The 22772-nt window shown below is 45.7% G+C and carries 15 protein-coding genes; 7 read left to right on the top strand and 8 right to left on the bottom strand.

Going from position 1 to position 22772, the window contains the following annotated elements:
* Positions 1–23: 23 nt before the first annotated feature.
* Entirely contained in the window at positions 24–950 is a 927-nt protein-coding gene (locus D1814_RS05730; RefSeq protein ID WP_118490501.1) for a Dyp-type peroxidase, read from the top strand.
* Positions 951–1036: 86 nt separating this feature from the next.
* Here D1814_RS05730 and D1814_RS05725 read toward each other — a convergent pair whose 3' ends face one another.
* The 4 genes from D1814_RS05725 to D1814_RS05710 all read right to left on the bottom strand — a co-directional run bounded on the left by D1814_RS05725 (position 1037) and on the right by D1814_RS05710 (position 5381).
* Positions 1037–2113 (bottom strand): adenylate/guanylate cyclase domain-containing protein, encoded by a 1077-nt coding sequence (locus tag D1814_RS05725; protein WP_118490500.1) that lies wholly within the window; start codon positions 2111–2113, stop codon positions 1037–1039.
* A gap of 166 nt (positions 2114–2279) precedes the next feature.
* On the bottom strand, positions 2280–3560 hold the full coding sequence (hemL, locus tag D1814_RS05720) for a glutamate-1-semialdehyde 2,1-aminomutase (RefSeq protein WP_118490499.1): 1281 nt from the start codon (positions 3558–3560) through the stop codon (positions 2280–2282).
* Between the two features lie 4 nt (positions 3561–3564).
* On the bottom strand, positions 3565–4578 hold the full coding sequence (locus tag D1814_RS05715) for an aspartate carbamoyltransferase (protein WP_118495321.1): 1014 nt from the start codon (positions 4576–4578) through the stop codon (positions 3565–3567).
* A gap of 155 nt (positions 4579–4733) precedes the next feature.
* Positions 4734–5381, bottom strand: a complete 648-nt coding sequence (locus D1814_RS05710) for a TetR/AcrR family transcriptional regulator (protein WP_118490498.1) — start codon at positions 5379–5381, stop codon at positions 4734–4736.
* 129 nt (positions 5382–5510) lie between these two features.
* On the opposite strand from D1814_RS05710, the gene D1814_RS05705 reads away from it, so the two are divergent.
* The 3 genes from D1814_RS05705 (at position 5511) to D1814_RS05695 (ending at position 10669) form a co-directional block, all read left to right on the top strand.
* Positions 5511–6650, top strand: coding sequence for an efflux RND transporter periplasmic adaptor subunit (locus D1814_RS05705; RefSeq protein WP_118490497.1), 1140 nt, complete (start codon positions 5511–5513; stop codon positions 6648–6650).
* The gene (locus D1814_RS05700; protein ID WP_118490496.1) at positions 6650–9796 is read left to right on the top strand and encodes an efflux RND transporter permease subunit; all 3147 of its coding nucleotides are present in this window, start codon (positions 6650–6652) and stop codon (positions 9794–9796) included. Before D1814_RS05705 ends, D1814_RS05700 begins: the two co-directional genes overlap by 1 nt.
* A 165-nt stretch (positions 9797–9961) precedes the next feature.
* Positions 9962–10669 carry a DUF2982 domain-containing protein gene (locus D1814_RS05695; protein ID WP_118490495.1) on the top strand — a complete coding sequence of 236 codons (708 nt, stop codon included), beginning with the start codon at positions 9962–9964 and terminating at the stop codon, positions 10667–10669.
* 29 nt (positions 10670–10698) lie between these two features.
* Here the strand turns inward: D1814_RS05695 and D1814_RS05690 are convergent, their stop codons facing one another.
* Positions 10699–13818 carry a hybrid sensor histidine kinase/response regulator gene (locus D1814_RS05690; RefSeq protein WP_118490494.1) on the bottom strand — a complete coding sequence of 1040 codons (3120 nt, stop codon included), beginning with the start codon at positions 13816–13818 and terminating at the stop codon, positions 10699–10701.
* A 358-nt stretch (positions 13819–14176) separates the two neighbouring features.
* Between D1814_RS05690 and parC the strand changes: the two genes are divergently transcribed.
* The 3 genes from parC to D1814_RS05675 all read left to right on the top strand — a co-directional run bounded on the left by parC (position 14177) and on the right by D1814_RS05675 (position 19245).
* A complete protein-coding gene (gene parC / locus D1814_RS05685) occupies positions 14177–16462 on the top strand; it encodes a DNA topoisomerase IV subunit A (RefSeq protein ID WP_118490493.1) in 2286 nt (761 codons plus the stop codon).
* A gap of 63 nt (positions 16463–16525) precedes the next feature.
* The gene (locus D1814_RS05680) at positions 16526–17065 is read left to right on the top strand and encodes a heme NO-binding domain-containing protein (RefSeq protein ID WP_118490492.1); all 540 of its coding nucleotides are present in this window, start codon (positions 16526–16528) and stop codon (positions 17063–17065) included.
* Between the two features lie 11 nt (positions 17066–17076).
* Entirely contained in the window at positions 17077–19245 is a 2169-nt protein-coding gene (locus tag D1814_RS05675) for a putative bifunctional diguanylate cyclase/phosphodiesterase (protein WP_118490491.1), read from the top strand.
* Positions 19246–19311: 66 nt separating this feature from the next.
* Here the strand turns inward: D1814_RS05675 and D1814_RS05670 are convergent, their stop codons facing one another.
* The 3 genes from D1814_RS05670 to astA all read right to left on the bottom strand — a co-directional run bounded on the left by D1814_RS05670 (position 19312) and on the right by astA (position 22754).
* Positions 19312–20118, bottom strand: coding sequence for a DUF1338 domain-containing protein (locus D1814_RS05670; RefSeq protein ID WP_118490490.1), 807 nt, complete (start codon positions 20116–20118; stop codon positions 19312–19314).
* Positions 20119–20233: 115 nt separating this feature from the next.
* A complete protein-coding gene (astD, locus tag D1814_RS05665; RefSeq protein WP_118490489.1) occupies positions 20234–21703 on the bottom strand; it encodes a succinylglutamate-semialdehyde dehydrogenase in 1470 nt (489 codons plus the stop codon).
* Between the two features lie 13 nt (positions 21704–21716).
* The gene (gene astA, locus D1814_RS05660; RefSeq protein WP_118490488.1) at positions 21717–22754 is read right to left on the bottom strand and encodes an arginine N-succinyltransferase; all 1038 of its coding nucleotides are present in this window, start codon (positions 22752–22754) and stop codon (positions 21717–21719) included.
* Positions 22755–22772 lie beyond the last annotated feature (18 nt).

Here is a 22772-nt window from a genome sequence, read left to right as displayed (position 1 = left end):
CGTTAATAACAAAAAGAGCGGCAATGACACAACCACAAAAAGGCCTCTGCGCTGAGCCCAACTTACATGCACAGTATTTGTTACTGAACGTAATTGACGATGATAGCCAAGCCGTGCGAGCAAAATTGTCTCGCGTGCTGGATATTTTTGAGCACTTCGAAAATGAGCATTATGAGGCTATGGTTACAGGAGTAGTAGCCATAGGTACTGGTTATTGGGCAGAAGTCTACCCGGGTTTGATACCTGTTGAACTTGCCCCCTTTCCCGATATGCAGTGCGAAGACCGAAGTGCGCCCACCATGCCCTGTGATCTCTTTATTCAAATTCGCGCTGATAGGCTAGATATCTGTCATGCCGTTGGCATTGAAGTGATGGATCTGTTGCGCATTCACGTTGAGCTTGTTGAACAGATAAGAGGGTTTAGATATTTAGATGGCCGTGATCTCAACGGGTATCTTTATGGTACGGATAACCCTCGGGGAATGAAGCGCAGAAAAGTGGGTATTATTGGAGAGAGTGACCCCGATTTTAGCGGTGGCAGTTATGTGCATATTCAGCGCTACCGCCATGATTTAAGGCGCTGGAACAGCCTTTCTAGCCGCCAACAAGAACAGGTAATGGGCACAACTCAAGAGCATAACTTAGTCAGTAGCGAGCAGTCAGAGTCGTCACATAGTGTAAGGGCAAGTACGGTTGCCCCTGATGGCGATGAACCAAGACTAATAAAGCAAGGCATGCCTTACGGCGATATGATTTCCCAAGGGTTATTCTTTGTAAGCTGTAGTGCGAGTGCGCGCCCTTTTAAACAAATGCTGCATAGTCAGATCTACGGCAACGGTGAGGGTGACTACGACCGCTGGCTAGACTTCACCAGCGCTGAAACAGGCGCTGCGTTTTTTGCGCCATCGGTGACCTTTATTCGTCAGCAGGCGAAGCTTTCAGATAGCTGAGAACATTGAAACAATACCCCTCTTCATTGGAAGAGGGGCATGCTCCAACAAGTAATTAACAGTCGCAAGATGTCGGGTGGATTAAGCTAGAGAATCAAAGCGCCGTCCCAGTCAGAGGCAAGATCTAGGCTTCTGTAAATACGGCACACGTCAAGGTGGTGATGGACAAGTGAGTCATTGGGGCTTATTGCAAGCGCCGTTTCAAAGTATGCAATCGATTCGTCCCACTGCTGATTAATTCTGCACGCCAGACCCGCTGCAATTTTCGTTTGCACCGCAAGTTTCTTCTCTTGCTCTTGTTCTGGAAGATGACTAAGTATTTCGTATATCTCAATAGGCGCTTTTCGCCCTTTAACTCTCACCCAGTCAAGAAGACGCGTTTTAATTGGATATCCAGGACCTATAATTTGTAGCACCTGAGCACTTACAATAATGTCGGCCTGGTATTTGGGCGTTAGGGCTTCTAGTCGAGAAGCGATATTTACACTGTCGCCTATAACCGTGGTATCCATTCTATCTTCCGAGCCCACGGTCCCCATAATGACTTGGCCGAAATGAATACCTATACCCATATTAATTGCTTCGTAGTCGCAGTTTTTCCGGTGCCCGTTATAGATAGTTAATGCTTTCCGTAAATCCAATGCCGCTTGCACCGCATCCAATGCTTTTTCCTTGGAGGTGCCGCCTTGATGGTCGAATAGCGCCATAATGCCGTCACCCATAAACTTATCGATAAAGCCTCGGTTTTGGTGAATAGGGTCATTCATACGCGTGAAATATGAATTGAGGAAATTCATCAGTTCTTGCGGGGTAATACGCTCGGAAAAACCTGCAAAGCCTCGAATATCACAAAACATGATAGCAACATCGTTTTCAGCCGCATAGCCAAGCTCTAACGAATCTACATCTGTGGTAGCCATATGTTCAACGAACTGGCGGGGCACAAATTTTTGAAAAGTTTGGGTAAGTTTTAAGGCTTCATCAGCAGCTGCCTGAAATCGGGCTTCGTCTGCAGCCTGCAGTGTGGCTTCATACTTACTTGAGTTGCGGGATAGGGCTTTTCTGAGTCGAATTTTAAAGCGCCTGCTTCGCCTGACATAAAGAATACTTATAACAGTACTATAAGCAGTAAGTGCAACAAGCGCGCTTATTTGCCAATCCATTGTTAATCACACCTTTCAATTTCCTACAGAAAAACAGCAAAAATGTGGTCATAAATTATGCTGCCAAGAAAGTATAAAGGAGAATTCGGCGTTAACAAATTACTTTTAATTACATTTACAAAAAGTGTTAGCGCCGAGCTTTAATTAACGGTAAAGGGCAATTAATTTATAGGGTTGAGAACACTTTATCTGCCGCAGCCAGAGTTTTTTCAATGACATCTGCATCATGTGCTTTCGATACAAAACCTGCTTCGTAGGAAGCGGGGGCTAAGTAAACACCCTGTTCTAACATACCGTGATAAAACTTATTGAATTGCTCGGTATTACAGTTAATCGCCTGCTTGTAGTTAGTGACTTTCTCTACGTCCGTAAAGAATATCCCAAACATACTGCCAGCTATATTAGTAGTTAGGCTAATATTGTGTTTGTCAGCCAGTGCCTGAAATCCATCAACTAGCTTTTGAGTATTCTCAAAGATGGAATCGTAAAGACCAGGCTGTTTAATTTGGGTTAATGCTGCAAGGCCTGCCGCCATAGCAACAGGGTTACCCGAAAGTGTACCTGCCTGGTAGATAGGGCCAGTTGGAGCGATATGAGTAATGATGTCGCGGCGTCCACCGAAACAGCCTACAGGCATACCACCACCGATAACTTTACCCAAGCAAGTTAGGTCTGGTTTAACCTTGTAGCGCTCCTGAGCGCCGCCACGAGATACGCGGAAACCTGTCATCACTTCATCAAATATAAGTACGCTGCTGTACTCATCGCAGATAGCACGAAGCCCTTCAAGGAAACCTTCCACTGGAGGGATGCAGTTCATGTTGCCCGCGACTGGCTCAACAATAATACACGCAATATCATCGCCGTGGGCTTCAAAAATTTCTTTTACGCTATCTAAGTTATTGTATTCAACTGTCAGCGTGTGCTCGGCTACGTTAGAAGGTACGCCCGGAGAGCTAGGTACACCAAGGGTTAACGCACCAGAGCCTGCTTTTACTAAAAGTGAATCGGCATGACCGTGATAGCAACCTTCAAACTTAACAATTTTGTTTCGGCTGGTATAGCCGCGAGCTAGTCGAATGGCTGACATAGTGGCTTCTGTGCCAGAGTTAACCATGCGTACCATTTCCATAGATGGTACCAATTCGCTGACAAGTTCAGCCATGATCACTTCGGCTTCGGTAGGTGCACCGAATGAAAGGCCACTGTGTGATGCTTCAATCACTGCTTCGCGGATTTTTGCATTGTTGTGACCTAGTACCATCGGCCCCCAAGACTGGATATAGTCAATGTATTGTTTACCGTCCGCGTCCCACATATAAGCACCATCAGCTTTGGTAATAAAGCGGGGTGTGCCGCCTACCGCTTTAAATGCTCGAACAGGTGAGTTTACGCCACCAGGAATGGTTTTTTGGGCGCGGGTAAATAGGGCTTCAGATTTTTGCATGTAATTACTTACTCTTATTGCTGTACCAAACGACATCGCGCTCGTATTTGGTGAGAAGGTTTTCTACACCAAGGGTTAGCGCAAACAGGGCCATTCTTACAAGCACACCATTGTCGGTTTGCCTAAAGATAGCGAGGTTTGGATTAAGGTTTAGATCGTTATCTAATTCGTTGGCTTCCATACGTGAGTCGCGAGGAAGTGGATGCATAATAACGGTCTTCGACTGAAAGTGTTTCGTATAAATCGATTGATTTAAGCGGAACTTACCTCGGTATTTGTTCGCTTCTTCTTGAGAAGGGAAGCGCTCTTCTTGAATGCGAGTCTGATAGCATATATCCGCATCCATATTTCCTTCGAGCGTATCTGTAATAGTAAGCTGATGTCCAGCATTCTCAATTGCATCAATAACTGGCTGAGGCATGGCCAGCTCTTTTGGTGATATCAGCGTAAAGCGAATATTCTGAAACAAGCATAATAGCCGCGATAATGAATGCACCGTTCGCCCGTATCGCAAGTCACCAATCATCGCGATATGCAAACCGTCAATGCCGTGACCATTGTATTCAAGCTCACGTTTGATTGTGAATAAATCTAACAGTGCTTGCGTGGGGTGTTCGTTTGCGCCGTCGCCGCCATTAATCACAGGTACTCGGCTACCTTCGGCAAACTCGGCAACGGAGCCGGCTGCAGGGTGTCGCATAGCGATAATATCAGAGTAGCCGCTTAGCACCCTGGCAGTATCATAAAGCGATTCGCCTTTAGCGAGTGCAGAGCTAGACATGCCGGTAGTTTCTCTTACTTCACCACCTAGTAGATTAAAAGCGGTACCAAAGCTTACGCGAGTACGTGTGCTTGGCTCAAAGAAAAGGTTTCCTAAAATAGCGCCGTCTAATACGGTCGTGCGTTTTTGTCGCTTAGCATAAGGCTTCATGGAGTTGGCGACTGAGAATATTCTCTCAATGGCGTCGCGATCGAATTGATTAACCGAAAGAATGTGGTTACCGGTAAAGTCAGACATGCGCTTCTCAATCATCAACGAAAACGCCGCTAGTTTATAATACCGCTGATGTTAAGTCATTAGCGTAAGGTTAATCTTGCTTTACGTTTTTCCCGGTTTGGGCCATTGGTAAAATGGTATTTGTGCTGTTTAAAAAGGCTTCAATAATTTCAGCGTTAACTACTTTGCTGCGTGTAATGAGTAAAAAGCAGTAGAATCTTTTCAGCAGCGCTGTCAACGTGAGCTGTGATTTCGTCGTCTTTTAGCGGAGATTGTATGCCGCATAGCATCATAGTGTGGTACTCACCTTTAAGGAGTGCGCAATAATCCACGGCTAACTGCTGAGCAACATCAGCACTTAAACTGCCTTGCCCAAATTTTTCAATCACATCGCTTAGTGTAGCGAGCGACGCTTCAGGACCTGCTTGATAAAACAGTGTGGCCACATGGGGGCTATTTACTGCTTCGGCTATAATTACGCGAAATATAGCGATAGCTTCAGGGTCCTGTAATAGGCGTACAAATTGACAACCTACTTTTCGCAAGCATTCAAATAGTGAAAGCGAGCCTAATGAAGCCTCGATAAGCTGTTGAGTGTCGAGTTGATACGACACGCATTTAGAAGAGATAGCCGCTTTGAACAGAGCATCTTTGCTATCGAAATGGGAGTAGACCGTTTGTTTTGACACCCCAGAAGCCTTAGCCACGGTGTCCATTGATGTACTAGCAAACCCTTCCTTTAAAAACAGGCACGACGCTGCGTGTAAAATAAGGTGATATTTCTCTTCACTTTTGGGACGGCCTTGCTTTTTGATGATAGCCACGTACGTTCTCACTTTATTGCAGAGTATTTAAATATCAAACTGGACGGTCTAGTATTTATATACTAGCATAGCACAATAAGTATGCAAATATAGCCTAAAGCACACGCCGAATTGGTTAAAGGAACTGTTATGACTGCTGCAAATACCCCATCTAAAAGTGGCAAATTCACGTTACTTATTTCGATTGCCGTTTTTACAGCAGCACTGGTGGTATTACTGATGACTGCCGGTTTGGGTAACGCCACGCAAACGCCAGAAGCCCGGCTACCGGTTGCGGTTTCCACGGGTACCATCACCATTCAATCAGGCTTTGAAACGCCTATTAATGTGTTCGGTTTAGTTGAATCGCCGAAGGCGACATCGGTGTCATTTGATGTTGCGGGTCAGATTACCCAGCTATTGGTTGAAGAAGGAGAGGTAGTAAGTAAAGGCGACATTCTTGCCTATCAAGATCTACAGCGCCTAAATGCAAGAAAGCGAGAGCTACAAGCGGCACTTGAGCGGGCAAATGCAGACTTTGCTCTTGCTAAAGTGAACAGTGATAGAACCATCTCATTGGTGGAAAAAAAGCTAGAGTCAGCGCAACGTTTAGATGAAGCAAAAGCGAGTTTGAACGTAGCGAAAGCGCAAGTTAGCGAAATACAGGCTGCGCTCGAATCTCTCAATGTAGAGATAGAAAAAACTACCCTCGTTTCACCTTTTGATGGTGTGGTAAATCGCCGGTTTTTTGATGAAGGCAGTGTGGTTAGTGCAGGAAGCCCTGTATTTGGCATTACGAGTATCGATAACTATCAAGCGCGCTTTGCGGTACCTGCTGACGTCGTAGAGCAGTTTGATGTAAATGAACCCGTACTTGTGCGTGTTGGTAATATCGATGTTGCGGGGACGGTATCTCAGCGCCTTCCCGTGCGTAACGTGCAAACTAGAACCGTGGATATTCTGGTCACACTTAATAGTAACGAACAGGTTCGTCCTGGCGATATGGCGATCCTGTCTGCCTTTCGTTCCCATTCTGAAACTGGCGCTTGGCTTCCGGTAAACGCGCTCAGTAACGGTCTTAGAGGTTTGTGGCGTGTTTTTGTCTTATCCAGTGAGGCAAATGCAACCTTAGAAGCACGTGTTGTAGAGGTGGTATACACAGATGGAAATAAAGCGTTTGTTCGCGGCGCGCTTGAAGATGGTGATATTTACGTTAATGACGGCACCCACAAATTAGCGCCTGGACAAATGGTAGCGATACCCAGTCAACAACACGCTGGGGCCCGTTAATGAAGTCATTTAATTTCGACACCGATAAATCCTACCCCTGGTACACACTCTTTTATCGACGCGGTCACTTGCTGATTTTAAGTTTATTGATTTTGATTACCGCAGGGTTATCAGCCTTAAGTTCATTGCCGCGAATAGAAGACCCGCGAATTGATACAAGAAACGCACTGATTATAACGTCGTATCCCGGCGCTTCAGCCGAGCGAGTTGAAGCCCTAGTCAGCGATGTACTTGAAGATAAATTAAGAGAAATATTTGAAATTAAAGAGGTGAAATCCACGTCTCGTGCGGGGATTTCCATCATATTAATTGAGACACAGGACTGGATTGATAACACTAGTAACGAACAATTATTTAGTGAGATCCGCGATGCAATAGGTGCTGCCGCTGAGTCATTTCCAGAAGGCGCAATGGCGCCAGTTTTTGATGAAAAGCGCGGTGCGACAGCCTTTACCCTGTTGCTTTCTGTTCGGGCGGAACACGTTGAAAATATCCCTATAACGCTTACCGCTCGTTTAGCTCAAGAGCTTACCGACCGACTCCGCAATGTTAACGGCACTGAGTTAGTGCGTGTATACGGCGCACCGGAGGAAGAAATTAGTGTAAACATAGACCCTATTAAGCTTGCCGCTACGGGCCTTACACTACAGCAAGTTAGCAGTGCAATTAGTCGCGCTGACCCTAAATTGCCTGCAGGCATGCTGAACACCGAACAAAATAACCTTCGATTTACGGTGGCTGAGGGCTTAAATGGTGTAAATATGATAGCGTCTATCCCCCTTGTTAATGAACAAGGGCGCTACCTGAGAGTAGAAGATGTGGCGTCGATAGAACGCAGTTACTCCACCCCGCGAGAAGAGATAGCTTTTTTAAATGGTGAAGAGTCCATCTTTGTAGCAGCTCGCATGCAGCCGTCATTGCGTTCTGATGTATGGACGAAAAATGCATTAGCGGTGGTAGAGCAGTTTAATAAAGATTTCAGCGGAACATTAACCGCTACGGTGGCATTTGAGCAAAATGAATATACTGCCACCCGACTTGCCGATCTATCGATGAACTTATTGATGGGATGTGCGGTTGTTATGATGGTTATTCTACTTTTCATGGGGTTTCGCGCAGCATGGATTGTGGGGTTAGCACTACCATTGTGCGCGGCTTTTGCGTTGTTTTCATTGAGCTTTTACAACGAGCAAATACACCAAATGTCAATCTTCGGCATGATCATCGCCATCGGCCTGCTTATTGATAACGCTATCGTAATTACTGATGAAATACGCATTAACTTACAAGACCCTAACCTAACGCGTGTTGGGGCTATGGCAAAAAGTGTTTCTCACTTATTTGCGCCACTTTTAGCTTCGACACTTACGACTATTCTCGGCTTTATGCCTATCTTTCTTCTTGATGGAAATATAGGTGATTTCGTAGGGCCAATAGCGATAAGCGTAGTTATGGCACTCATTGGCTCTTTGTTTATTTCACTGACTATTATTGCCGCGCTAGCCGCAAGATTTTTACCAAAGCACGATAATGCTTCGCAAGGTAAAGCCGTATCCAATACGTGGTGGAAAGTTGGTCTTCAAGCGCCGCAGTTAAGTCTAGCTTTTAAAAGGCAATTAGGTCGTTGGATAAAACAGCCCATTCTCGTGCTACCGGTTGTTGCCATGCTTTGCCTATCTGGCTTTGTGCTGTCTTCGACACTGGCCAATGTGTTCTTCCCAAGCGCAGATAGAGACCAGTTTGAAGTTTATCTGTGGACGAAAGAGGGAAGCAGCATTGACAACACTACCCACTACGTTAAAGAAATTGATGCCGCTATTCGCTTAGAGCAAGGTGTGAAACAGGTTAGCTGGTTGGTGGGCGGCTCTGCCCCTTCGGTGTATTACAATCAAATGATGACCCGTGACAACATGCCTTATTTTGCCAATGCCGTGGTTTCTACTCACACGGTAGAAGAGGCGGTAGCGCTGGTGGGCGAATTACAACATTCTCTTGATAGCGAATATCCTGAGGTACAAATTGTAGTGCGAGCGTTTGGCCAAGGTCCACCAATTGCCGCGCCGGTAGAAGTCGAAATATTCGGTCCAGATCTTAATATACTGAATGACCTTGGCGATAAAGTACGTATGTTGATGTCACAAGTTGACGGCATATCTCAGTCGATCCCCAGTATCTCAATGGGCGAGCCCGAGCTTAAAATCAATGCCGATAGCGATAACTTGTCCTATCTCGGCTTATCCCTTTCTGAACTTGCTAACCAAATGCAGATTAACTTCTCGGGGATCACAGGTGGCTCGGTACTGGAGAGCACAGAAGAAATTCCTGTTAGAGTAAGGCTGGATGAGGCTTACAGACGAAACGTCACCGGCGTGGATGCAATGCCCATACCTGTAGCCGGTGACAACGCTATCTCATGGTCGCCACTTGCCGCGGTTACTAATTTAACGCTACAGCCTGCAACCAGCAGTATTACCCGTGTCGATGGAGAGAGGCTTAACCGTATTCAAGCTTTTCTACTTCCAGGTGTCCCGGCAATTGATGCCAGTAACCAGTTAAGAGATCTGCTTGAAAGTCAGCTTGTATTGCCCGAAGGCTACAGGATCCATCTGGCAGGCGATGCCGATGAACAGCAGCAAGCACTAGGTAAGCTTGCCACTTATGCGCCTGTTTTATTGGTTCTTATGATAACCACGCTCATATTGACATTCACAAGCCTGCGTATGGCAGGTGTTATCGCCTTAGTCGCGATACTTTCAGTGGGACTGGGAATGTTTAGCTTATGGATCTCAGGCTTGCCAATAGGGTTTAACCCTTTACTTGGCTGTGCAGGGCTTATTGGTGTTGCAATTAACGGTTCGATAGTGGTCATTGCTGCAATCAATGCCAACCCCAAAGCAAAGCAAGGCGATACCAAGGCCATTGTTGAAGAAACTATGAGCTGTAGCCGTCACATACTTTCGACAACCTTTACAACGGTGGGCGGTTTGATTCCACTGCTACTATTTAGTGAAGGAAGCTTCTGGCCACCACTGGCCGTCGTGCTCGCAGGTGGAGTCGGTTTCTCGGTTATTTTGTCGTTAGTATTCACCCCAACCATAGTGGCAGCATTTCAACGATATCGTTATAGAAACCATACATTAGCTTAATTTTGCGGTTAAACTATCCCTTTCTAATAAGCGTATTGAGAAGGGGTTATCAGCGTATGCGAAAATCACATCCAATATTACGCTGGTGGCAGACTGACTGCGTGAAGTGTAAACGCGTCAGACTCTATATCGTTTGGGCCATAATTATGTTGGTGGTGTACTTGTATGTCTGGCACTAGTGTTGAACCTATCTATATCCGAGCCGCGTCAAAAAGTAACGGCATTACTAGCCTGGTATTGGGCTGCGTAGGACTGTTTGTCGCAGCCTTGTGGCTGGCCTTTTTGCCAGATTGGTTGTTTTTAGCCGGTATCTTTCTGACAAGTGCGGCGCTGGTGTGTTTGCTAGTTGGTTATTTTAAGGTGCGCGAGCCAGACTACAGCTTGGAAATCGCCAAAGATTACATCACCTACCGCCATCGCCTTGGCAGTTGGCGAATTCACTGGGATAACCTACAGCGCGCAGATTGCCCGCGTGTACGCCATGGGTTGGATCACGTTCCCTTAGAAACAATCGGCTTCAAAATAAAAAGTTATACTGATTTTCTAAACACAATATCGCCTAGGCTTGCGACACATCTACTGATGGAACAACGACCTTTGCTTATGCAAAATATTGGCGAAAACTGCGCGTCGGGAAGCTGTTACGAACAATCGATGTTTGACGATAAGCAATACGTTATGGAAGACGGTACTATTATCAAAGGGATAAAAGCTATGTTAGCTCACCGTATGGTAGAGCTTCGAAAACGACTCGGTTTCGATATTTTTATTGCAAGTTCTGAGTTAGATAGGGACGCCAGCGAATTTGCCAGATTAATTGCTGAATGTCAGCAATCACGGCAGTCTTTTCCCGAGGAAAAAGCCACGCAATAACCAGTGCGATATGCGTGGCGAATAATTCGTTATACACTGGGCTTACTCTCCCGCAACACTTTCTCGGCTTCAGCGATAAGTGCAGGCAAATGCTCACCTACAAGTTTATGTTGGCCTAACTTGAGCGCGCTTTCAGTGTCATTCGCCAAATGCTGCATGCGCGGCAAACCAGTATAACAGCATGCCCCGTGAAGCTTGTGTACTTCGGTTTTAAGCGAGTCATAATCTTGTTCTTCCAACAGCGCTGAAAGTGTATCAATGGTTTCCGGAAGAAGCGCGATAAAGCCGTTTAACATTTCTTTTGCGGTGTCTTGGTTTTGATTAGCGCGGTTTAGCGCGAGTTGCCAGTCAACAGAGGGAAGCTCTATTTCCCCTGGTTCAATGCTATGACACCAGGATTTGATTAGGTTAATTAGTAATTCTACTTCGATAGGTTTAGGAAGATAATCATCCATACCTGATGCGAGCAATCGCTCCTGTTCTTCCTTAAATGCGTGAGCGGTGACAGCGATAATGGGCGTGCCCATATTTACAGGCGACTTTCTAATTTCTCTGGTTGCTTGTATACCATCCATCCCTGGCATCTGAACATCCATTAAAATCAGGTCGAACTCTTGTGTCTGACACCGATTTACCGCATCTTGCCCGCTAATGGTTGTAATGAGCTCTACAGGTGAATGGTCAAGCCATGTATGTAAGAGTTTTAGATTCATTTCCATGTCATCAACAGCTAATATTCTCACGTTCGGTAAGCTGCTAATCTTTTCTTGCATGGCGTTTTTCGCAGGTGTTGCATGCTGGTTGACTAAGCTATCCAACTTAGTCAACGTTATTGGCATACGTATCTGCGAATGGAAGTGCTGCGATAGACTTGGATATTGAGCGTACGGCTCTGGACCAGAGTACCAAAGCACTCGTTTTTGAGCAGAAAACTGAACAAATCGGCTTAAGTAAGTATCGCGCAATGCCAATTTACTTACCGGTACTGTTGCCATAAAGAAGTCATATTGACCACTTAGCGTAGCTAAATAATCTAAGGACTCCACTGAGGTGACCTTGGCCCCCAATATAGACAACATATTCGCGCTTGAACGCCGGGTTGCGGGAATGGGGTCGAAAATAACGACGTTTTTCTCTTTCCAATCTTCGCTACTTGTCAACGAATACTTTTGACTAAGCTGATTCATGCGGAGGGAAACGCCAAACGTGGAGCCCTGTCCCAGCACACTCTTAAGCGTAAGGTCTCCGTTCATCAGGCGAACGAGTTCTCTGCTAATAACAAGACCTAAGCCCGTACCTTGATAATTGCGATTTAGCGCATCGTCTACCTGTGAAAAGGCGCTAAATAGCTTTTTCCTATCTTGTCGACTAATGCCAATTCCCGTGTCTTCAACGAGAATATTCAATTCGTGGATACCATGGGGAAGCGAGCGCCCGCTTGCTGAGAATGTAATAGCGCCACTAGAAGTGAATTTAAGCGCGTTACTGAGTAAGTTGTTAAGCACTTGCTTAATGCGAAATACATCGCCGATAAGTTTTTCAGGCAGCGGATTTAAGTCAAAAACGAACTCTATGCGCTTACTGTGCGAAGATTTAGCCATGATAGTGACCATCTCTTCGAGCAGTTTATTGGGTGAAAAAGGTTGGTTGTTTATTTGTAGTTTGCCCGCTTCAATTTTTGAAAAGTCGAGTACGTCATTAACAATAGTGAGCAGGTTTTCAGCTGCAGTATTAACTATTCGCACCTGCTCTTGCTGGTCAGTAGGTAGCAATGCGTTGTTAAGTTCTTTGCTAAACCCTAATATTGCATTAAGCGGCGTCCGTATCTCATGACTCATATTCGCAAGGAACTGGGATTTTACGTTACTGGCCTTTATGGCATCTTTTCGCGCAATGTCTAAGCGTGCATTCTGCTCTTCAATAAGCTCAACATTATTACGTAAATCATCGGTTGCTTGTTCTACTTCACTTTCAAGCTGACTCCTGCTTTTCTCCATGAGAGCAAAAGAAAAGAGCCCAGCTTCAAGGAAAACGCCAACTTGGAAGCAGTAGGTAGTAAAGTCGTTTGAGGGCAGCGCGCCGATAAGGCTCAACATGCCAATAATAGCGCCGGTAGCAAGCATGCCCCACGCAAAAATAAAGTAGCGTGCAGGTCTGAAATTATTAAAGAAGGCCTCAACTCCTGCGTAGATATAGCTCAAAATCGCTACCAGTCCTACGCCATATACCAAGTTGTTTTTCCAAATGGGGGGAAGTAGATCTACGAAGCAAACGAGTCCAGTCAGTGCCTGACATGCCAATAATAAGTTTATAATAGGATGAGCAGTGGGTGAGTGCTTTTCGGTTTCTAAGAAGGTCATGGTAAACAAGCCTGAACTGATACCTATAATGACGAATATCAATTCTGAATGACCGACCAGCCACAAAGGGATTCCTTGGGTGAACAATAGATGTGTATGTCCGCCCCACACAAATTGCCACAAGATAACCGCTAATATGTATCCAACATAAGCAATCAGACTTTTTTCTTTTACGCCGAAAAATAAGGCCAAATTGTAAATGGCAAGTATGAGTAAGCCGCCGTAAAAAAAGCCCCAGAGCAAACTGTCCATTTGGAAATAACTGCTGTGCAAAGGCTCAGCTTGTATGCGAAGTGGTGCGATGAGACTTGATGAGTGGCTCTCAATGCGTATGTAAAGGTCAACGGGGTCGCTGTTAGCGAGTTCAACCCGAAAGGTAGGAACGCGAAAACGCTGTTCTTTTTGCGCCTTACCTTGATGACTTTGGCTAATGACCTTTCCATTTTGTACTAAATAGAAATCGACGTTATCGAGCTGACTGAAATTTATTGAAAATACCCAGTTCTTGTCGTTTGAAACATTGGCAACGGAAGTTAGTAACCACATACCATTATTGCGAAAACCGAAATTCGGGTTACCGTGAGGATGCATAAGGAAGTCATTTCGCCTTCTTGATACATCACCAATGGTAAGCTGATAATCGGTTTCGAACAAAAAGTACAGCGAGTCTGATAAATCTAGCGTACTTTGTTCGTCAAAAAGCTGCTCAACATGTTGCGCATGGGAACAAGAAGGCCAGAAGCTACCTAGCAAAATAAATAGGAAAGAAAATGCGCGAAAGGTTGCCATATTATTCTGTACTTTAACTACCATTTAAATAAGGGTTTTATTATTTTTAGGGCGAATACTGAATGGAAAATTTAACCCGTTCTATTTAAACACTCTATTTGCAGAATAACAAAGCAAACAATTAACACATTGATAGCGTTCAGAGAGGGAGAGTCTTTGCTGCATAGCCAAGCCAGTTAGGCTTGGGCTATTTGAAAAGTGATGACAATTGTTTTCAAAGATTGCACACAATTGCGGTTTACCCCACAATAGCCTAAACGCTCGCGTACATTTAGTAAGTAGTGCGCTACACAAAACGCGAATGGCGGCCTTTCTATTACGAGCGCATTGGTATTAATAACAAAACGAAAAAACTATCATGAGTGACGAGATCATCATTAATCGCGATGGGGTAGAGCAACTTCCTCTTCGACGTTTCACCGAAGACGCTTATCTTAACTATTCCATGTACGTCATCATGGACCGTGCTCTTCCGCATATTTCAGATGGTTTAAAGCCGGTACAGCGACGTATTATTTACGCGATGTCCGATTTGGGCTTAAGCGCGAATGCAAAATATAAAAAGTCTGCCAGAACCGTAGGTGATGTACTGGGTAAATTTCACCCTCACGGTGACTCTGCCTGCTACGAAGCCATGGTGCTTATGGCGCAGCCTTTCTCATACCGCTATCCCTTGGTTGACGGTCAGGGAAACTGGGGCGCACCGGATGATCCTAAATCCTTTGCAGCCATGCGTTATACAGAAGCTAAGCTTTCCCGCTTCTCGGAAGTGCTGCTAAACGAGCTTGGCCAAGGCACGGTAGACTGGGTGCCTAACTTTGACGGTACGTTAGAAGAGCCAAGTGTACTACCCGCCCGTTTACCGCACATTTTACTTAACGGTGTGACAGGTATCGCAGTGGGTATGGCAACCGATATACCCCCCCATAACGTAAGAGAGCTGGCTAACGCGTGTGCTATGTTACTGGATAACAGTAAAGCAGAGCTCAGCGATGTTTTAGAGCATGTAAATGGGCCTGACTACCCAACTGAAGCCGAAATTATTACGCCAAAAGCCGACATTAAAAAGCTTTATGAGACGGGGCGAGGCTCAATAAAAATGCGTGCTGTCTACGGCGAAGAAAATGGGGATGTGGTTATTACCGCTCTACCTCATCAGGCGTCTGGCGCAAAGATTCTAGAACAAATAGCTTCGCAAATGCAGGCGAAAAAGCTGCCAATGGTAAGCGATCTTCGTGATGAGTCTGATCACGAAAATCCGACTCGCTTAGTGATTACTCCCCGTTCAAATCGCATTGACGTTACCCAATTAATGCAGCATCTGTTTGCAACTACCGACCTTGAGAAAAACTACCGAGTTAACCTGAACATGATTGGTCTGGACGGTCGTCCTCAGGTTAAAGACTTGCGTACTATTTTGACTGAGTGGTTACAGTATCGAAAAGATACGGTAACGCGTCGGTTACAGTATCGTTTAGATAAAGTACTAGCTCGCCTGCATATTCTAGAAGGTTTGCTAATTGCGTTTTTGAATATCGATGAAGTTATCGAGATCATTCGTACTTACGACAAACCCAAGCCAGAGCTGATGTCGCGTTTTGGTTTAAGTGATAAACAAGCTGAAGCCATTTTAGAACTGAAACTTCGCCACTTAGCCAAATTAGAAGAAATGAAAATTAAGGGTGAGCAGGATGAGCTAGCGGCCGAGCGTGACAAACTACAGCAACTGCTTGGTTCAGATCGTCGCCTTAAAACCCTCATTAAAAAAGAAATCCTTGCTGATGCCGAAAAATACGGTGACGACAGGCGTTCACCTATTGTCGAGCGTAGCGAAGCTAAAGCGCTGTCTGAAAAAGAGTTGGTGCCTGCTGAATCAGTTACAGTTGTGCTTTCAGAAAAAGGCTGGGCACGCTGTGCAAAAGGTCACGACATTGATGCCGAAGGGCTCAGTTATAAAGCGGGTGATGCTTATTTATCTAGCGCCGAAGGCAAAAGTAATCAGCCAGCGGTATTTATGGATAGCTCAGGGAGAACATTCTCGTGCGATGCTCACGGGCTTCCGTCTGCACGAAGCCAAGGCGAGCCTTTAACCGGCCGTTTCAGTATTGTTGGTGGGGAATCCTTCCAGCACGTCATTATGGCGCAAGACGAAAGTAAGTTCTTGGTAGGTTCTGATGCGGGCTATGGTTTCGTTGGCACATTTAAAGACATGGTTAGCAAGAATAAGGCGGGTAAAGCCTACTTGTCCTTACCTACAGCAGCGAAAGTAATGAAACCAATGCCTGTGACTAATCCTGACTCTGATTGGTGTTTAAGTATTTCTAACGAAGGCCGCATGCTTATGTTTCCGCTTCGTGACTTGCCAAGTTTAGGCAAAGGAAAAGGTAATAAGCTGATCAATATTCCTTCGGCAAAATCACAGTCCCGTGAAGAGTATGTGAAAGTACTGACCGTTGTGCCTGACGGAGCAGCCATCAAGGTTGGAGCAGGGAAACGCAACATGACGTTAAGTGCTGAAGATCTTACGCATTATCAGGGGGAAAGAGGCCGTAGGGGGAATAAATTGCCTCGTGGGTTACAGCGGGTTGATAGCGTAGAAGTTGTGCTACCAAATAAGAACGAAGCACCTGAAGATTTGTCATAAAGTTTAAGTTGTTCTTATGCTTAGGTGAACTACACTCATTAAAGGAACGAATGAGGAATTTACATGTTAGGCATAGTTTTTACATCGTTAATCGATATGCTTGAGGAGAAGGTATCTCCCGAGTTCGCTGATGATGTCATCATGGAAGCTGAGTTAGAGAACGACGGAGCTTATACCGCAGTGGGTTATTACCCGTTCGAGCAGATGCAACGCCTAGTAGGTGTGCTGGTGGAAAGAACGGGTAAATCTGCCAATGAACTCTTATACGACTTTGGTTTTTATTTATTTGGTAAGTTAGGCGCTGTACACGGTGACGTATTAGCCAATACCAATAGCATGCTAGACATGCTCGAACACTTGGACGGCGATATTCATGTCCAAGTTAAAAAGCTTTACCCTGACGCAGATCTCCCCCGTTTTAAAGTGCTGTCACGCACAGACACCTCCATGCGCCTACAATACTACTCTGAAAGAGAGTTATACCCCTTAGCGGAGGGCTTGATGGACGCCGCTGCAGCCCATTACAACTGCAAACTTGAAAGGGAAACCCATCAGCTAGAAACGCCTTACACGTACGAATTTAGCATATCTCTTGTTGTTTGACGGGGGATGTAATGTCAGATGAAACATCGAATGGCAAGCCCGGCGATAATGACGCTTCAGCTTTAATTGGGCGTCGTTTAAAACGAGAGCGAAATGCCAGAGAGCAAGCAGAAACGTTGCTCAGAGAAAAGACGCAAAGCTTATATGCTACTTTACAGAAAAGCCAACGTGCGCAAAAGGACTTGGAACTGGCCCTGTGGGCATCACAAGAGTCATTTTGGAGTTGGGAGGCGCAAAGCGACGTCATGGAGATTCGCTCGTTTTCTCTTCACTCACAAAGCGTGTCTACGTGGTCGGGCACCTTAATTCAGCTTCTCGAGCGGGTACATGAAGACGATTTAGAAGGGCTTCAATTTCACTGGACTATGGCACTTCACGGTAATCGCGATCGCGTTGAATTTTCCTTTCGTTTAATGTTAGAAAAAAGCTACCAATGGGTAAGATTGCGCGGTCGTGTACTGGAGCGGGGAAGCGCGGGTGAAGCACTGCACATTGTGGGAACCACCAAAGATATTACCCAGCAGCGCAAAGCCGAACAATCTTTTCATTTAATGGCCTCTGCGTTCGCTAGCTCAAGAGAGCCAATGTTAGTCCTCTCTCCCGATCTCGCTATTACAGAGTGTAATGATGCCTTTATAAGGTTAATTGCTGCCTCGGTTAAAGAGCAGTGCATTGGGCTGGATTTTAACCAAGTATTTATCGCAGAGAAAGTTGACAAAGCTCAACTGGCACTCGACAAACAGGTTCGATTTGAGTCTAAGATCAAAACACAAAGCGGCGAGATAAAGGCGGTAGATATTTCTGTAGCTTTGTTCGAAACCTATCAACAAACCTCGTCTTATTTAATCGCAACTATGCGCGATATCAGCGATAGAAAGCGCAACGAGGCGAAGCTTCGTCAACTCGCGTTGCATGACGAATTAACAGGCCTTTCAAATCGTAACTCGCTACGTGAGTCTATTGCAGCTTTAGTGAAGAAAGTGCAGCCTTTTTCTCTTGTATTTATAGACCTAGATGGATTTAAAGCCATAAATGACAACGCAGGGCACGAAAGGGGGGATGTAGAGCTGCAGCGCATAGGCGCATTACTTACCGGTATGTTCGGTCCTATTGGCGAAGTTGGTAGGTGGGGCGGTGATGAGTTTATTGCCGTGGTGCCTAATCAAAATATTGAAGAAATTGGCGAACGCTCACAGGAGCTTATTAGCCAAATTGAAGAAGACACCATTGGTGTAAAAGGGACGGAGCTCAGACTGTCGGCCAGTATTGGTATTGCTGAATTTCCAGAACACAGCGCTAACATTGAAGGCTTAGTGCAGTGTGCCGATGCGGCAATGTATCGCGCAAAAGAGCTTGGGAAAGGGCAAACCTTTGTTTATGAGCCAGGGCTTTATGAGAGCATGACGCAGCAGGTCAGTATGGTAAACGACTTGCGCAAGGCTGTAGAGAACCACCTCCTTGATTTTTATATTCAGGGTAAATATGACTTAAATGGTGTATTAAAAGGTGGTGAAGTGCTATGCCGCTGGATTTCTGGCTTGCACGGTGTTGTATCGCCAGCAGTATTTATACCCATCGCAGAAGAGCACAAGCTAGATAGCGCCATTGGTCTACAAGCGTTAGAAGCCGCATGCGACTATATTTCGATAATGGAGTCGCAACAAGGCGAAGCTATTCCGCTATCGGTTAATATTAGTGCTAATCAAATGCTCGACCCGGAATTCCCTGACCAGGCAGCCTCCGTTTGTCTGGACAACAACATATCTCCCGAGTTTATAGAGCTAGAGCTCACTGAGTCAGTGTTTATACGGGACGAAAAGTCAGCGCTAAGGGCATTAAATACATTGAGAGAGAGTGGGTTTAGGTTGTCTTTAGATGACTTTGGCAGTGGTTTCTCATCACTTAGCTACCTGAGGAGTTTTCAGTTTGAAGTGGTCAAGGTAGATAAAAGCTTAATTCAAGGTATTCACCAAGATAGCAAAGCGAACGCGCTTTTTAATGGTCTGATAGCTATGTTGAAGAGTCTGCAAATAGATGTAGTGGCTGAAGGGGTAGAGTTAGAGTCTTATTTGCCTTTTATGGAGCAAGCGGATATTAAGTTAATGCAGGGGTTTTACTTTGATAAACCTATGCCTTACGATCAGTTTCTTGCCAGACATACCACTGAGCCTAAGCGGTAATGTCTTTTGCTAAGCTTAAACAAAAAAAAGCCCTAACGGGCTTTTTTTAATGACTAAGCAAGCTCGTTACTTAGCATTGGTACTTTCAAAGATCTTGTCTGCCGATGCAGCAACAAAGCCTTTGTAAAGCTTGCCGTCGGGCATCTCATAGCGTTGTGCGAATTCGTAAAAACAGCTTGGAATAGCCACAGTTTCATCGCTAAATGCTACGTCAGCACGGTCAGCCATAGTTGAAGATTGGGCTAAAAATACGTCTGGACCGCCTTTTATCTCACCACCCGAAGTGTTCAGCACAAAGCCTGCTTCTTTAAGCAATGTGTTTACGTCGGACAGCTCGTCAGTGGTGGTTAAGTGATTAACACTTACCGTGAAGTGGTTAGCACGAAAGCCCCATGCCGCCATCCACGCCGCGTATTCTGACTCGTTAAGCAGTGTGTCGTACTCTACTTTAGTGACGTCCCAATGCTTACCCGAGTACAAGAAGTTATCAGCATCCACTACAGATTCAGGCATTTGCTCTACCATCTTTTTGATAATAGCTTGAGCCGTCTCAGAAAGCTCGTTTACCCGAAGCTCGCTGATAAATACTTTTGGTTTAGTATCGTCAGGGTGCTCAAAGTGCTTTGCAGTGAGCTTTTTAGCTTCAAAGTCATAGTCGCCTTTCGCTTCATAACCCAATGCTAAGAAGTGCGCAGCAAGCTTGTCTAAGCGGGTTTTATCAAGAGCAAAAGTTCTAAAAGCTACATGGTCGTTAACGATATCGTTCGTGTTTTCCTCACCCGCCAAAAGTGCATGGATTTTATGCGCTGAAGGAGTGATGGTTACGTAATCGTCCCACATGTTGCTAAACAACGTATCGATGTTGCTATGCATGATGATAGGGTCCTTTCTGTCGTCGACTATTTCTAAATGAATAGTTCGTATAGGGTTGGTGCTTAATAGGCCGACGCACTCTACATCGGCCTTTAGAACGCTGTAAAAGCTTAGGTTACATCGACAAACCAGGGCTTAACTTGCCCGGCATAGTGACTTTATCAAGCTCTACGGATGCAACTGGGTATGCACAGTAATCAGCGGCATAAAATGCGGAAGCTCTGTGGTTACCACTATCGCCCACACCGCCAAACGGCGCAGCACTGCTAGCACCCGTGATAGGTCTGTTCCAGTTTACGATGCCAGCACGAATACGCGCGAAGAAGTAGCGGTAGTCTTCTTCGTTGTCACCTAGAAGGCCTGCTGACAGGCCAAAGCTGGTGTTATTCGCTTCTTCAATAGCAGCATCAAAGTCGCTGTAGCGGATTACTTTTAGCAGTGGGCCAAAGTGTTCTTCGTCTGGCAGTGAAGCAAGCATGTCGGTAACATCAATAATACCTGGGGTAGCAAAACCTTTGGTTTTGTCTTTTTGTTCAAGGCGAACCAGCACTTTACCACCAAGGTTTTCAAGTTCTTGCTGTGCTTTTACCATTAGAGCAGCAGCATTACTTGAGATCATTGCGCCCATAAACGGCTGATCTTCAGCATCGTATTCGCCAACTTTAATGTTTTTGGTTACTTCTATTAGGCGAGCAAGGATTTGGTCGCCCTTAGCGCCAGCTGGTAAAAATAGACGACGTGCACACGTACAGCGCTGACCTGAAGTAATGAAAGCAGACTGTACGATATCGTGTACAGCTGCATCAACATCCGCCACGTCTTTCACGATAAGAGGGTTGTTGCCGCCCATTTCAAGGGCCAAGATTTTACCCGGGTGTCCAGCGAACTGCTCATGCAAAATTTTTCCTGTACGCGAGCTACCTGTGAAGAAAAGGCCATCGATGTCGTTGTGCGACGCCAACGCTTTGCCTGTTTCAACTTCGCCTTGTACCAAGTTAAGTACGCCCGCAGGCAGGCCAGCAGCGTCCCACAATTTCACCATTTCTTGTGCAACCATAGGCGTCAAATCGCTTGGTTTAAACACAACTGTGTTTCCTGCAATAAGGGCTGGAACAATGTGTCCGTTTGGCAGGTGACCAGGGAAGTTGTATGGGCCAAATACAGCAACAACGCCGTGAGGTTTATGGCGAATGAATGCTTTACCTACTGGCATTGGGTTTTCAACGTTGCCCGTGCGCTCAAAGTAAGCTTTTTCAGAAATGCCGATTTTGCCCATCATGGCACCCACTTCAGTAGCGGTTTCCCATTCTGGTTTGCCCGTTTCTTTTGCCATAACTTTGGCCAGGTGCGCTTTAGCTTCTTCTAGCTTAGTGCCGTAAACCTTGATAATTTCAAGACGCTCTTCAACGGTTTTCATGCTCCAGGCTACAAGCGCAGAACGAGCGGCGTTAATGGCGTCATCAATTTGAGAAGCAGTCGCAGACTTCCCTTCCCAAATCACTTCGTTTTTTGCAGGGTCAACTGACGTTAAGTCGTGCCCTTGCCCGGCAACCCATTCACCGTTGATAAAATGTGTATGTAGCATAGTGGGTGTCCTTTTAATCTCTGAATGTAACGGGGGCAAAACGCACGTGCTCACCCTCTGCGACATTCAATGCAGCAGCGGCCTGGCGAGATAGCACAGCAACTTGCTTTTCTTCGCTTACCGTCATCTCGGTGGCGACTGCACGGAAATCAGATACTGATGTGTTAATGATGTAGTGCGTTTGCCCTTGAGCAGCTGCACTATCGTCAATGACTACAGGCAGTTTTAAGCTCGACTGAGCCGTGCGGATGTGGCTCAAGTTTGCTTCTACCGTTGGGCCTGCGTCGAAAATGTCTACGTAGCCACGGCAAGAAAAGCCTTCCTCTTCTAAAAGCTGAAGTGCAGGGCGTGTTTTGTCATGGACTTCGCCAATGACTTCTTGCGCTTCTTTGCTAAGCAGATTCACGTATATTGGGTACTTTGGCATAAGTTCAGCAATAAACACTTTATTACCAATGCCGGTTAAGTAGTCGGCAGTCGGGAAGTCCATCGAGAAGAAGTGGGTTTCTAACCACTCCCAAAACGGTGAACGCCCTTCTTCGTCACTTACGCCGCGCATTTCAGCAATTACTGTCTCTGAGAAGCGTTCGCGATGCTCCATCATGAACAAGAATCGAACCTTCGAAAGAAAGCGGCCGTTAATGCCTCCGCGGGCTTGTTCACGAAGAAACAGGGTACATATCTCAGTAACCCCTGTGTAGTCATTACAAAACGTTAGAATGTCTACCGTGTTGTGAATGTTCAGTTCGCGTGAGGCATGCACAACCTTGCTTAGGTGATAATGATAAAACGCATCATCTATGCCTACTGCGGCTTCAATACCTGTCGTGCCCACTACCTGTCCGGTAGTGGTATCTTCCATTACAAACAAGTACGACTCATCGCCAGGTTCTGTTACGTTTGGCTTGTTAAACGCGGTTTCTGCACGGTCAATTTTACGCTGCAGCAACGCGTCGTTGACAGGTAAAGACGTAAAGCCAATACCCGATTCGACGGCGATTTCTTTAAGCGCGTTATAGTCGGCCTTCGTGATAGGGCGAATGATATTCATGTTCGCTACTCGTGTTGT

The organism is Alteromonas sp. BL110 (genome assembly GCF_003443615.1).
Lineage (GTDB): Bacteria > Pseudomonadota > Gammaproteobacteria > Enterobacterales > Alteromonadaceae > Alteromonas.
The sequence above is the reverse complement of the archived record's forward strand: the minus strand, read 5'-3'. Positions and strand labels throughout refer to the sequence as shown.